The sequence below is a fragment of the Rothia nasimurium genome (assembly GCF_928381415.1).
Taxonomy (GTDB): domain Bacteria; phylum Actinomycetota; class Actinomycetes; order Actinomycetales; family Micrococcaceae; genus Rothia; species Rothia nasimurium_H.
This window is the reverse complement of record NZ_CAKMSF010000004.1, coordinates 23,503-35,885: the sequence shown is the minus strand read 5'-3', so window position 1 is coordinate 35,885 and position 12,383 is coordinate 23,503. Positions and strand designations below refer to the sequence as shown.

Below are 12,383 nucleotides of genomic sequence, written 5' to 3'. Positions count from 1 at the left end.
GGGTGAGGGTTAAGCCACGCAAGGACGCTGGGGCGGGGCGGAGCGCAGGCATGCGTGGAGCCGACTGGCTGGGGCTGGCATGAATCGCCCGTGAGCGCTAGCGAACCGGCGAGAAGGTTAGTCGGCAAACGCATGCCTGCGCAGAGCCAAAAATACGGTCGGCACGCGGAGGGTAATCACCACTCCCATTTCGCCACCCTCACACCTGCTCGCACCGGTTGGTCAGTGTGCCGATACCCTCGATGGAGGTCACCACGGTCTGCCCGGCGCTCAGCCACTTGCGCGGGCGCAGTGAGAGCCCGACCCCGGCGGGGGTTCCCAGGGCGATGAGGTCGCCGGGTTCGAGCGTCATAAAAGTAGAGATGTAGCTGACCACCTGGGCCGGGGTGAAGACCATGTTGGCGGTGGTGCCCTGCTGGCGAACTTCGCCGTCGACGGTGCAGGTCATGGCTAGGCCACCCGCGATGTCGAGTTCGTCGGGGCTGACGATGACCGGGCCAAACGGCGTCGAGCGGTCCCAGTTTTTGCCCTGGAACCATTCGGACGTGCGCCCCTGCCAGTCGCGCACCGACACGTCGTTGAGTACGGTGTAGCCCAGCAGGTAGTCGCCCACTTGATCTTCGGCGATGTGGCGGCCGCGGCGTCCTACTACCGCGCAGAGCTCGACTTCCCAGTCAATTTTGGTGCTCTCAGCAGGCAGTTCAATCGCCTCACCTGGCCCGATGAGGGCATTGCCGAACTTGGTAAAGATAGTGGGATAGGTGGGAAGATCAGCGCCGACTTCTGCTGCGTGATCCGTAAAGTTCAGCCCCACGCACAGCACTCGCTGGACCTTGTTGAGCGGGGCTATGAACTCCTCGGGGCTCACCTCCACCGGCTTGGCGCCCAGTTCAGCGGGGCTCACCGACCCTAAATCGCTGGACCCCACGAACTTGTGCAAGGGCCTATTCAGCTCGTACCAGCGTCCGCCGCTTTCAACCACCGCACGAGCCTTACCAGCTCGCCTGACCTGCGCAAACTTCACCCCGGCCGTCCTTTCTGTTAAGCCGTCTAGTTTCACCCAGCTGGGCTGGTCAACTAGACTTTCTATGACGCAATATTCCGTTGACAAGGTGAATAATCGGTAAAACCGTAGGCAATCATCAGCCAACAGAGTATTCTATACATCACAGTGTAATTCAATTCCCGACAACCAAGGAGGCCAACCATGAGCGGCTTGATTACTCTGATTTCACAGACTTCAAAGGCACGAAAGCCTGTTACCGTCAGCTCCCGCCCTGCTCAGCTGGACGACGCCGAGGCGCTGGCCCGGCTCTACTTTGCCTCCTACGACGGTGAGCGCTTCGCCTCACAGGCAGATGCTACCGCCGAGATGGAACGCATCCTCAAAGGCGAGCACGGCGAGTTCTACACTGAGGCCTCCCCCGTGGTAGTTGATGAGCACGACCGCATCATCGCAGCATCCCTGTGCCTGAAGCACCGCGTGGTCACCGAGCCCAAGGGCATCCCCACCATTTACGAACTCTTCACCGCTGCCTCCCGCCGCCGCGAGGGCCTGGCTGAACAGCTGATTCGTCGCAGCATCGACCAGATGTTTGAGGACGGCTACGAGCAGGTTTCAGTGCGCATCAGCGAGAACAACGCTGCTGCCCTCGCCCTCTATCTAACTTTGGACTTCAAACGCTGGTTCCCCGAAGACGACGACATTCTCTAGACAAGCGGTACACTAGATAACAGTTAAGCCCTACCCCTCACCAGCAGCGGGGGTGGGGCTCGGCTGTTTTAACTCTGCAGCGAGCGTGAGCCTGCTTCACCTACCCCATTCATCAGTCTTTTTACAGCCCACTGAGTAAATCTTCGACCGGCTCTAGCAGGTAGGGGGCGTTGTTGCGGACGTTGCCGACGTCCTTACTCACCTCGCGTAGGGCCCAGCCTGCGGTTTCGGCGAAGGCCTGTTCACGGATGAGTTGCAAGGACGCCTGTGCCTGGGTACGGTAGGCCCTTTTCTGCTCGGTGCTGGGTTTAGGGGAACCGGCTGGCCGGCCTGACCGCAGCCAGGTGGTGAGGCTATCCGATTCGCTGATATTAGCGTCGTCGGCTACGTGAAGAGGGATAGGCAGGCGGTTGTGCAGCTGGCCCAGTTGCCGCTCAATCTCATTTATATACCCGGGGTCACCGCCCAGGTCAGCCATGATTCCGGGGTCGAACTCTCCGTTGCCGGGCGAATCCATGGTCACGATCGAACAGGAGAGCAGCCACTCCCCCTGCTTACCCGCGAAAGGCCCCTCGGGCCCGGCGAATTCTGCGGGAATCTTCCACCACTCGTACAGGCCGGCGAAGTAGATGGGACGACCGTCGGTGCGGTGCACAAAATAAGGGGTTTTGACCTGTTTACCCGCAGCGGTGGTTTCGGTTTTCCATTCGTAGTAGCCGCTCACGGGCACGGCGCAGTGCCCCGAGACAGCAGCTTCGCGGAAGGTGGACTTTTCAAAGATAGTCTCACTGCGGGCGTTGAAGGCCCGCGATGAGAAGGCGGGGTCCTTCGCCCAGCCCGGCAGCAGGCCCCAGCGGGCCGAGTGCAATTCGCGGGTAAAGACCGGGGAGTTCCCCTGCCCGCCGTCAGAGCGGGCGGACGCACCCGCGCGGGCGGGTGCGTCAGCCCCGGTAACCTGCTCGATGGGTGCCACTAGCCGGTCAACCAGGATAGGGACTGTGCTGGTGGGTGCCACGTTGTAGTTGGTAATGGGGTCGGTGAGTTCGACCCCAGCCATATACTGGGGGTGTTCATGGGCTAGTTCAAGGGCGTAGCGTCCGCACACTAGAACCCCTCGCTTTCGTAGGCTTCGATGACGGCGTCTTCAAGGTCGTCGACGGTGATAAGGGGTTCGATGTCGGCTGCTGCGCCCACTGTCGCGGGATCAAGGGGCAGGTCAAGGGCCCGGTAGACATCTGCTGTTACCTGGCGCAGGCTATCGGCACCCGTCACCACGATGCCAGAAGAAAACCACCAAGCACCGGCAACCACCCGCTGGGCAGTTCCAATGAGTTTGACACGCTGCCCACCGGGTAGCTGCCCCCACACCGAATACTCGCCCGGGCAGTACTCTCCGGGTAACTCCCCTACCCCGGCTGGGATACCCAGGCCTTTGAGGGCCTCTGCAAACATAGCCCCGAAAATACCGTAGCGTTCATGATTGCCGCTGACCGCGTCCGAAGCTTTTTGAAAGTGGTCCACCACCAGGCAGCCCGAGTGGTAGGCGGCAGCGTGCCCACCTACTGTGCGAACCAGGGGCTCAAAACCGTGATTCACGGCAGCTGCTCGGGCCTCGGCAAAGCGGGGGTTGAGCTCGTCCCTGCGCCCAAAAGCCACCGTTGGCTTGGGCCGATAGAGACGCAGGGTACTGGGGGTCTCTCCCCTGCCGACGGCACGGACGGTCGCCATAGCTGAATCAACCATCTGAGCCATAGTGCCGCTGGTGGCGGGGTCAACGCGATCAAGGTGCAGCATTAATACACCGAAATTTCGTTCAAGCTGGTAGAAACGAACTCCCACCAGGCCGGGCGCAGGCCTGCATTCAGCGCAACCTGCTGACTGATGATGTGCGAGGGGCTGGTGCCGTAGAAGGGAACAAACCCTTCTGCGAGAATTGCCTGCGACAGCTCCCTCACCAGGTAGGAGGCCAGCCCCCTGCCCCTGTGGCCGGCCAGCACGTCAATGCCGATCTGGCGGCACCAATCGGAGTCTTCGCTAGCTCCCGCCAGGGCTACCAACTCCCCCTCGGCGTAGGCCCCCAGCACCTGCACATCGGGGCGGAGCTCCTTGAACCCCAGTGCGTTCTCAAAATCGGGGTTGCCGCGATGCTGCTCCAATTCTGAAGGTTCTAACCACCGCACCTTGTAACCCTCGGGCAACAGACCGGGGCGGGCGTCCGCACCTGGGGTAAAGAAATCCCTGCCGGGGGTGAAAAAGAGGGATGTGCCGCTCATCTGCAGGGCGTAAGGGGTGAGGTAGTCATTGAGTTTGCGCAGCTCGGAGTAGTCCCCCACCCAGTTCCCGTTATCGCCAGCCAGCAGGTTGTCGGCGGCCTCGCGCACGCGCGGGTGCTGGGCACAGATGACGGTGAGCCCGCGGTAGTTAATCAGGCGTAGCTCCCAGTGGTCGCGGTAACGGCGGCGGGCCGGGTGCATCTCGTCGAGGGGTATTCGCCGCGCCGAAAGGTGGGTTGAGCCGTGCTGCTGCGCTATATCAATAGCCTGTTCGGGTAAGCACAGGTCAATGGACAGCTGCGCAGCCAGAATCTTCTCGGCCTGCTGGTAGCTGGTGATAGGCGCGGGCATGGCTCTCTTTCTGCTCGGTGGGGTCTGTATCTAGGGTACTCGCTTTAGCAGGGGCGCGGACGCCGGTGGCCCCTTTGCCTTTCGGGGCAGGCTGGTGAGGCTGGGGGTTTCGCCCCGCATTTATTCTGTTTTACCCGCAACTAGTTGCGGCTTTTTCAGAATAAATGCGGGGTGCCGGTGTTTATGCTGGAGGTATGAAGATTCTTGTTCTGGGTTTGAGCGGCGCCGGTAAGTCCACCTGGGCGCGACGGTTGGCTGCCGGGTACGGGGTGCCGCTGCTGCACCTTGATACCGTTCACTGGTTGCCGGGGTGGGTCGAGCGGGACCTAGCGGACGAACGCTCTCTTGTGGGCGAGTTTCTGGATGAGAATGAAGCCTGGGTGATTGAGGGCGGCTATTCCGATGTGCATTTTGAACGGCGGCTGGCTGAGGCTGACCGCATCTATGTGCTGTTAGCACCGCGCCTGGTGCGCCTGTGGAGGGTAGGACGCCGCTGGCTCACCTACCGCGGTACCAACCGGCCTGATATGACCGAGGGCTGCCCCGAGAAACTCGACCTTGAATTTGTGAAATGGATTCTGTGGGACGGCCCCAGCCGCGCCCGCGTGAAGGCCCTGGCGGACGTCCGCCGCACCTACCCCGAGAAAACGGTGTGGAGAAGGTGGTGGGGCTGACCCGCTACGGCTTCTTCTCAGAAAATGACCCCTCACCGTTTCCCCACAATGGGGTTCAGCAAGGGGTCATTTTCTACCTGTGACTAGGGTCTTTAGAAGTCCCAGTCCTCAAACATTCCGCCTGCAATTTACCGGCGGACTAGGCGTAATGCCCGTTTTGAAGTGTTCCCTGACCGCCTTTTTGACCGCCATTCACCCAAAGAGCGCCCCAGCCACCTTTTCCGCGGCCTCAGCCCTCATCTCATCAAGCACATGCTGATACCGCCCAAGCATGGATGGTGAGGACCAGCCCATAATCGACATGGTCACCTGCGGGCTCACCCCCATCGACAACAACACGGTGGCAGCAGTATGCCTGGCGTCATGCACGCGCATGCCCTCGATACCGTGCCTGCTGGTGAACTCGCTCCAAGCCTTCCAGTCATAGTTGGGGCGGATTAGCCTGCCGTACTGGTCGGTGAAGATAAGATCCCAGGACCGCCCCTCAACGTCCACAGCACCCACCCAGTCCTTGCCCAAGGCTAGGCGCAGGCGTCGTTGGTTCGCCTTATGGGTTTTGAGCCTGGCGAGGATAGGGGCAGGCAGGGGGACGAGGCGGGCGCCGGCTTTGTTTTTGGGTGGGCCCATGATGAACCCGCCGCCTGTGCGTTGCGGGCAGGCGTTGCCGGTCTTACGGCCGCAGACCGGGGCTTTGCCTGCAGGGGCGCAGCCGTGTTTCCAGGTTTGCATGATGATGGTGCGTTCCACCCGTAGCACACCGGCTTCGACGTCCAGGTCGTCCCAGCACAGCCCGAGCCGCTCCCCTTGCCTGAGCCCTAGGGCTAGGTTGATGGTGTGGGTCAGTCCCCATTCTTCGTCATCTTCGAGGGCTGTGATGAGTTCGCGGGCTTTGGTGGGTGAGAGGACGACGGGGTCGAAGGTTTCGGGCTGGGGTTTGGGGACGCGGTCGAGGGGGTTGCGGGCGAGGACGTCGTTGGTGACGGCTGCTTTGAAGCAGATGGCGAGGATGCGGTGGAGGTGGTGGACGGTGGATTCTTTCATGCCGGCCTCGCGCATGCGTTGGTAGAGGTATTCGATGTCTTTGGGTTTGATGTTGGTGAGGGGTTTGTTGGCGATGGGGGTGGTGTAGACCCAGCGTTGGAGGTAGCCCTGGTAGGTGCGTAGGGTTTGGGGGCGGACTCGTTGGGCGGCAATGTGGGTGGCCCATTGTTCTGCCCATTGGCGGAGGGTTTGGTTGGTGGTGTCGGCGAGGATTCCGGTTTCGAGTTGTTTGCGGTAGGTGCGGGCTTTTGCGACGGCTTCGGCGCGGGTACGGCCGTAAATGTATTTTCGGGTTTCTTTGCCGGTGGTGGTTTGGGTGGTCCGGATGCTGATGACCCAGCGGCCGTCGGCGCGTTTGATGGGGGTGGTTCCTTCGCCGTTTGATCGTCGGGTTGCCATGGTTTAAGGTATCCTTTCAAATGTGTCTGCCCCGCCTTTTGGGTGCAGATTAGCCGGGCACCGGGTTAAGCCCCGGGGCCTTGGTGCCTCTCCCCGCCCACCTGCTGAAGTTTGGCGACCAAAACAGGTGGGCGGGTTTTTTTTATGTACTTAGACTTCTAGTGTTGCTTCCTCACCAGATAGGTAAGGCTCGTAAGGCTTAATGGCCCTAAGCTCACGGGAAACCTTCCCAGGAATAACCTGCCCATCAAGATTGACTGACTGAGTCTCCTGGTAAATGATTTCAACCCGGTTATCTTGGTCCGTGGTCAAATCAGCTGCCTGTTTCAGCAACTGCAAGTCCAGGGACTTGAGTGTAATTTCAGTTCCTGTATCAGATTTGAAGTAAAGCTCATGCCGTTCCCAAGCCTTGTGACCTGTGAAGGTACCCGCAGCTTTTTTAGATTCCACAACTGGCTCTTCAAGCTTCAGCGTCTCCGAAAGCTTATTCGCACCCCGAGCAGTGAGCTCAACTTTCTGCTTTTTAGCTCCTCTAACAGCTGCAGTCCCCTCGATTTCCCAGTTGTTCTTCTTCAGAACGCTCACTGCATTCTTTAGATCCTTGCGGGTCTTAGGTGACATGGAGGAGATTAGAGCCGGGTCAGCTTCATCGATAGTGTCCTCATTTGAGGATTCGGTGAATACAGCGCCGAGCTTCCAAAGAGCTTTCGACTCAAGGGTCTGCTCCTCTTCAAACAGAGCCACATCCTCACCCTTTGTTTCGGGGGTTGCCTCGTCTGGTGCTTTGGCTGATGGGGCGTTGAGCACGATACGAACTGATCCTGGCTGGAACCCTTGGACGGTGATGCCTTGGGGTTTGAAGGCACCGGTTTCCATGAGGTCTTTGGCGAGGTTTTTGGCTGCGCTGCTGAGGTGGCGCAGGAAGAGGCCTAGCTGGTTTGCGTCAGCTTCGTGGCCGTGCACCCCGGGCCCGGTGAGGTGGATATCTAGTTGGGTTTGGGGTGGAGCTGTAGCTTCTTCGAAGGCAGCAAGGTAGGCCTGGGGGTCCTCATGTAGGAAGGCTGATGCTTCAAGGGACTGTAAGAAGAGGTTGTCCTCGGGTGCCCCAAACTGAAGCAGCTGCTCTGCCATTGCCTTGTAGCTTTCTACAGTATCCATGGGTTCACCACCTTGATAAATCCTTTTCTTATGCCGGCATGTACTGTGCCGTCTTGAGCTTTTACATTGGACCACTGATGGTGCCAGTATTGCTCTTGTGTTACTAATCCTAGCCCCGGATAGTTTGTCGGGGGTAGGCCGAGCGGCACCATATACCCATCTATCTGATCTGCAAAGGGGCGTAGCCTTCGAATGGTCCCTGTTGCTGGGTCCTTGATTGTTCTTGTGAAGAGTGAAGTAAGAACTAGCTGGAGGCTAGGATCAGAATTAACTCGTTCTCTGTACTGAGACGGTACTGTGAACGCGACGTCAATGTCCTCGGGGGCAGCCCAATCTTTGAGCGTGCAGAAACCTCCATCGAGCAATAATTCAGACTCAGGAATTACCCTCCAAATTGTTTGGGCGTAGGCTCTGAAGGCGTTCATGAGTTCTTTGCGCTCGTTTTCGTAAGGTGCCCCGGTGACGAAGTACTGCTCGATTTCATCAAGGGTCATGTCGTAAGTACCGGGGTATTGGAGTGGGGCTAGCATCTGCCCACCATCGGGGTGCGGGATAAAGCTAGGGGGCATGAGGGTGCCTTTGCTGGCTGGTCATGTGTTTCCTTTCAGCGGGTGCTTATGTTGATACCGGGATGAGGCACCTAAGTCTTATTTCAATACCGCTGTTTCGGTGAGCCCTTCACCAGCTCGGACACCGATGGTTGCTTCGGGGTATTCCTGCTCGGCTGGGCTGGTAGATGTTGTTTGAAGGACGACGCAATTCCCATCAGAGAGTACCCCCATCCTTGCCCAGTCCATTACAGCTGCAATATCGTCTGATGATGGTGTCGTATGTGCAGTTTCAAGCAGCGCTGTCTGCAGGTTAATCCAGGTGTGGACGTGGCCGTTTCCGTTATTTTCTACGGTTTGTACTGAGTAGTTGAGTAGTTGCTCGGTTGAAAGGGGGACTGAGCAGATGGCACCCCATGAGCCTTTCAGGCCGGTGCCGGTGAGTTCGTCGTTGATTTTGTCTTGAATTATTGGGGGAAAGATTTCAAAGGTGACGTCTTCACCGGTGATGATGGCTCCGGTGTAGGTAGTTTTTTTCGTTTTGTATTGAGAGTAGGAAGGTGATGGTGTGGTTTTGGGGGTGGTAGCGGTTTTGGTTGGGCTGGGGGTTGCTGCTGCGCTGGTGGTGCTAGTTGGGCTGGGGGTTGCTGCTGCGGTGGTGGCGTTTGTTGTTTCTTGTTCTGCACTGCCGCATGCTGTGAGGGTTAGGGCTGCTAGGGCGATGGTTGCGATGCCGCGGGTTTTCATGGGTGTTTCCTTTCGGTGTGTGTTTATGCTGCGTGTTTGGTGTAGCTGAGGGTGATGGGCCAGGTGGTGAGGTAGATGTCGAGGAGGTAGCCGGTGACGCCGAGTTCGATGGCCCAGACTCCTTTGTCGGGGTAGGTGACTGCGAGTTGTAGGAGGTGGTCTCTGTTGATGAGGCGTTGGGCGGCTATGCGGTCGCAGCGGCGTTCTCTTCGTGCGCTCCAGGCGTGGTCTGTGGTGGGTTGGTCGTCGTGTTCGGCGTGGACGAGTTCGTGGGCGAGGACTGAGCGTTCTTCGCGGGTGGTGAGGCCAGGGCGGAGGTGGATGGTGGGCGCCCCGTTGTGTTTGCCGGTGTAGAGGCCGTTGAGTCCTGGGCCGGGGTTGGTGTGGATGATGGTGATGCCGAGTTCGTGTGCGTGTTGGTAGGGGTCGTACATGGTGGGGTGCCCTCCTTTCTGGGGTGTGTGGTTCTGGGTGGTGGGGTTTAGAGGTAGTCTTCTTCGTTGGCGTCGGCGGTGGGGCCGCGGTCTGGGGAGGCGGCGAGGGCGTAGCCGTGTTGGAGGTTTGGGTAAGGACGCGAGACAGCAGCTCTGCGAGCCAACACAAGTTCCGCACGCCGGAGAACCTCAGAGGGATCCTCCCCCATTGCTAGGGCTAGTGCTTCCAGCTGATTGGTATTCAATACAGAAGCATTGTTATAGATGGTTCGAGAGATGACTGGTTGACTGACGCCAGACTTCTTAACGAGTTCTGTCTGACTAAGTCCGTGCCGAGTCATGAGGACTCTCAGCTCTTCATTTACTAGCTTCGAAAATTCGCTGGGTTCAGTAGATTTCTTACTTGCCATGCTCCAACTTTATCGCGTTCAGAATATTTTTCTCAAGTATGTTTGACAAATATCCAGTATTGGATATATTGTTGAGTCATCACCAAGAAAGGAGGAAGCGATGACAACCGTCCAGAAGGTTGCAGATTCTATCGACAAGCTGATGTTCGACCAAGGCAAGCGCAACAAGGATTTGGCGGAACTACTCAAAGTAACCCCCACTCAGGCCAGCATGATTCGCCGAGGCCTCTCACAGCTCAATACCAACGACCTTTTCGTTGTTGCACATTGGCTCAATGTTGGAGCAGATGATCTCGCTCGAGGTTATGCACTCACCAGCCTTGCAAGTTAATTTTTTAGCCTCAATTATCCAGTTCTGAATATCCAGAAAGGAAAGTCGTGGACACCACCAACCTCTCCCCCAGCGAGCAGGAAACCGTCACAACCTTAGAACCGCTCATGCTCGCCCTATTCAAGGCCTTGAACGTCACCGGCAAAACCATCACCCGCAAGCAGGTACAGGACGTATCGACTCACTTCGTCCAGGCCTACACGGCCGGTCAGGCAGCTGGCTGGGACGAAGGATACACCGACGGACGACAGGACGGCGCCCGGGCAAGCCTCATCTCCGCCGGCCTGCGCGAAGCCCACACCAACCCCCACCGCAAGGAGCAGAAAATGAGCACCAACAGCAAAGACCCGGCCACCGCAAGCAGCAACCGGGCCAACACCCTACTAAATCTTCTCAGCAAGGTGCACCGCCAAATCAGCGGGCACATTAAACACAAAAAACGTTCCCAGGCTCGAGAAAACGCTAACTGGAAGCCAACGGTAAGTATCGATAACCGTTCAACTTTTACTCGTGAGTAACCGGGAAAAGATCCTTATCTAACTCGATATGGAAGCCCATGATTTCCTCGCTAAACGATTTCTTATAAGCGTCAAAAGCATCATTGGTAATCGCAGAGCTCGTAAGTACCTTTTCGGGTACTTCCACAAGGATGGGCGTCTTAGCGGGGAAAGAAAGAATCTGAGTTCCACACCCAATGATTACCAGGGGGTCCTGCAGAAATTGTGCCGCGGTGCCAGATGTAAATGCGCTCATGCTTCCTGGCAGATGCCAGAGGAATTCCGCTAGGGCGTGAACTGCATGTACATCACCCTCCAAGGTGATGGGGGCACCCGGTAGGTAAAAGGTTATCGAGGCTCGTGAATCTTGCATAACAGTCTCCAATCAAAACGGAGAGGTTAACCCTCTCGTTAATTTTCTACCGCAAAACCCACGATGTTGCAGGAAATCACCTGAAACGGGCCAGGCAGAACCCAATAGATCTTTTTGCCCCACCTTGATGGGGTTGCTGATTGATAACCGAATAGACGCCGTCCAGGGGATGTAGCGACACCCCGGGGAGACGGCACCCCAAGAAGCCCCGCACTAATGGAGAAAACACCCGGTTCGAGACCGGGGCGGGGCACTGTAGAGCAAGGGGGCAGGCACTATGTCAGCTCATTCCACACAGAATCGCACCTGGCACGCGTATTCACCGCCCGCCCCCTGCTCTACCCCACCAATGAAAGGAAACAACCATGACCAAGAAAACCACTATCACCAGCTTCCTCGACCGACCGCAATATATCCCCCTATCTCACCGCAAGGCACTTGAGAAACAGCTCAAGGCGCTACCGAACCCTCACGACCCAGTAGCGGTTTACCAGGCGGTTGCCCCCTTCGCTACCATCTATTTACTCTGCGAGGGAAAAATTGCCGTCAGCAACTATCTGGCAAATAGTTGCCGCCAAAAGTACCTGAGTTCTGGCATTCTCACAGGTCGGCTCAACCGTTTTCAGCGTTATATTGCCGCCATGATGTACCTCTTCGTAGGGCATCATCTTGAGCAGTTCGACGAACTTGAGAACCGGGCTCGACATATCGCCGGGCTTGAGCGGAATTGAACAAGCAAACTTTTCAGGTTTTACTTCAATATCTGTGATGAGACGGGTAATCGTTGAATTGTTGCTCTTTGGGTGCACTATTGGTTTGAGGATATTCTCAACCGCACGACGAGAATCATTCCACGCTTGTTCAGGGTTCCCCTTGTAACCGTAGGCCTCTGCCCAGGCTTTAGAAAGAAGCTTCGCAGTTACCTCCGGAACTGATTCCACTGCATGCAGGTATTGCTCCTGAGTTGCGGGAAGAACGCGGTGCATCAGTCGATAAGGTTGCTCTGGGCTGCACTGATAATTCAGGTTTGAAGACTCCATGATGAAGTTGAAATCTTTGAGCTTTTCGTGCCCATCCCAGTTGTTTATGTAACGGAGTATGAAATCAATCGAGTCAAGCAGGTTTTCGTCTGATTCTTCAGCCCAGGTTATAAAGGTTGACCTGTAATCGATAACGTAAGTCAGTTTAAGATCTATTCGCTTAAAACTGTTAACTCCTACTTGCAATAAAAACGATTTGATAGCGTCTTCTGATTTAACAGACGGTAAGGAATTTTTTACCCATTCCTGAAGTACTTCCTTTGCTCCAGGCCGTTCAGAAAGATTACTAGTTAGCACAAAGGGTTCGCGTATTCCCATTCTCTGGGTATAGGGAATCCACTGGGCAAATTCAGGCATATTCTTTTATCCATTTCGTACATAGTCCATCAAACA

16 protein-coding genes are annotated in these 12,383 nt (G+C 56.9%); 4 read left to right on the top strand and 12 right to left on the bottom strand.

The features are described from left to right. Positions 1-199: 199 nt before the first annotated feature. Positions 200-1,024: a fumarylacetoacetate hydrolase family protein gene (locus tag L7A20_RS05490; RefSeq protein ID WP_237222692.1), complete on the bottom strand. Its 825-nt coding sequence runs from the start codon at positions 1,022-1,024 to the stop codon at positions 200-202. Between the two features lie 183 nt (positions 1,025-1,207). Here L7A20_RS05490 and L7A20_RS05485 point away from each other — a divergent pair, with 183 nt between their 5' ends. Next, positions 1,208-1,714, top strand: a complete 507-nt coding sequence (locus L7A20_RS05485; RefSeq protein ID WP_237220810.1) for a GNAT family N-acetyltransferase — start codon at positions 1,208-1,210, stop codon at positions 1,712-1,714. 121 nt (positions 1,715-1,835) lie between these two features. Here the strand turns inward: L7A20_RS05485 and L7A20_RS05480 are convergent, their stop codons facing one another. From L7A20_RS05480 to L7A20_RS05470, 3 genes are read right to left on the bottom strand one after another with little or no spacing between them, the layout of a single operon-like run. Continuing rightward, positions 1,836-2,819, bottom strand: a complete 984-nt coding sequence (locus tag L7A20_RS05480) for an SOS response-associated peptidase (protein WP_237222691.1) — start codon at positions 2,817-2,819, stop codon at positions 1,836-1,838. Next, positions 2,819-3,508, bottom strand: coding sequence for a lipoate--protein ligase family protein (locus L7A20_RS05475; protein ID WP_237222690.1), 690 nt, complete (start codon positions 3,506-3,508; stop codon positions 2,819-2,821). Before L7A20_RS05475 ends, L7A20_RS05480 begins: the two co-directional genes overlap by 1 nt. Continuing rightward, the gene (locus tag L7A20_RS05470) at positions 3,508-4,338 is read right to left on the bottom strand and encodes a GNAT family N-acetyltransferase (protein ID WP_237222689.1); all 831 of its coding nucleotides are present in this window, start codon (positions 4,336-4,338) and stop codon (positions 3,508-3,510) included. Before L7A20_RS05470 ends, L7A20_RS05475 begins: the two co-directional genes overlap by 1 nt. 194 nt (positions 4,339-4,532) lie before the next feature. Here L7A20_RS05470 and L7A20_RS05465 point away from each other — a divergent pair, with 194 nt between their 5' ends. Further along, positions 4,533-5,012, top strand: a complete 480-nt coding sequence (locus L7A20_RS05465; RefSeq protein WP_237222688.1) for a hypothetical protein — start codon at positions 4,533-4,535, stop codon at positions 5,010-5,012. Positions 5,013-5,204: 192 nt separating this feature from the next. On the opposite strand, the gene L7A20_RS05460 is transcribed toward L7A20_RS05465, so the two are convergent. From L7A20_RS05460 to L7A20_RS05435, 6 genes are all read right to left on the bottom strand, one after another. Continuing rightward, positions 5,205-6,452: a tyrosine-type recombinase/integrase gene (locus tag L7A20_RS05460; protein WP_237222687.1), complete on the bottom strand. Its 1,248-nt coding sequence runs from the start codon at positions 6,450-6,452 to the stop codon at positions 5,205-5,207. 150 nt (positions 6,453-6,602) lie between these two features. After that, positions 6,603-7,583, bottom strand: a complete 981-nt coding sequence (locus L7A20_RS05455) for a hypothetical protein (RefSeq protein WP_237222686.1) — start codon at positions 7,581-7,583, stop codon at positions 6,603-6,605. Positions 7,584-7,597: 14 nt separating this feature from the next. After that, positions 7,598-8,140, bottom strand: coding sequence for a DUF6932 family protein (locus L7A20_RS05450; RefSeq protein ID WP_423817428.1), 543 nt, complete (start codon positions 8,138-8,140; stop codon positions 7,598-7,600). Between the two features lie 117 nt (positions 8,141-8,257). Continuing rightward, positions 8,258-8,905 carry a hypothetical protein gene (locus L7A20_RS05445; protein ID WP_237222684.1) on the bottom strand — a complete coding sequence of 216 codons (648 nt, stop codon included), beginning with the start codon at positions 8,903-8,905 and terminating at the stop codon, positions 8,258-8,260. Positions 8,906-8,928: 23 nt separating this feature from the next. After that, complete coding sequence (locus tag L7A20_RS05440; RefSeq protein ID WP_237222683.1) at positions 8,929-9,339, bottom strand: ImmA/IrrE family metallo-endopeptidase; 411 nt, start codon at positions 9,337-9,339, stop codon at positions 8,929-8,931. A 47-nt stretch (positions 9,340-9,386) separates the two neighbouring features. Continuing rightward, entirely contained in the window at positions 9,387-9,680 is a 294-nt protein-coding gene (locus L7A20_RS05435; RefSeq protein ID WP_237222682.1) for a helix-turn-helix domain-containing protein, read from the bottom strand. A 169-nt stretch (positions 9,681-9,849) separates the two neighbouring features. Between L7A20_RS05435 and L7A20_RS05430 the strand changes: the two genes are divergently transcribed. After that, positions 9,850-10,080: a helix-turn-helix domain-containing protein gene (locus tag L7A20_RS05430; protein WP_237222681.1), complete on the top strand. Its 231-nt coding sequence runs from the start codon at positions 9,850-9,852 to the stop codon at positions 10,078-10,080. 47 nt (positions 10,081-10,127) lie between these two features. Beyond that, positions 10,128-10,598, top strand: a complete 471-nt coding sequence (locus L7A20_RS05425; protein ID WP_237222680.1) for a hypothetical protein — start codon at positions 10,128-10,130, stop codon at positions 10,596-10,598. On the opposite strand, the gene L7A20_RS05420 is transcribed toward L7A20_RS05425, so the two are convergent. Together L7A20_RS05420 and L7A20_RS05415 are read right to left on the bottom strand one after the other, a co-directional pair. Next, complete coding sequence (locus L7A20_RS05420) at positions 10,585-10,950, bottom strand: hypothetical protein (protein ID WP_237222679.1); 366 nt, start codon at positions 10,948-10,950, stop codon at positions 10,585-10,587. The two genes, L7A20_RS05425 and L7A20_RS05420, sit on opposite strands and share 14 nt — an antisense overlap. 521 nt (positions 10,951-11,471) lie before the next feature. After that, positions 11,472-12,347, bottom strand: coding sequence for a hypothetical protein (locus L7A20_RS05415; protein WP_237222678.1), 876 nt, complete (start codon positions 12,345-12,347; stop codon positions 11,472-11,474). Positions 12,348-12,383 lie beyond the last annotated feature (36 nt).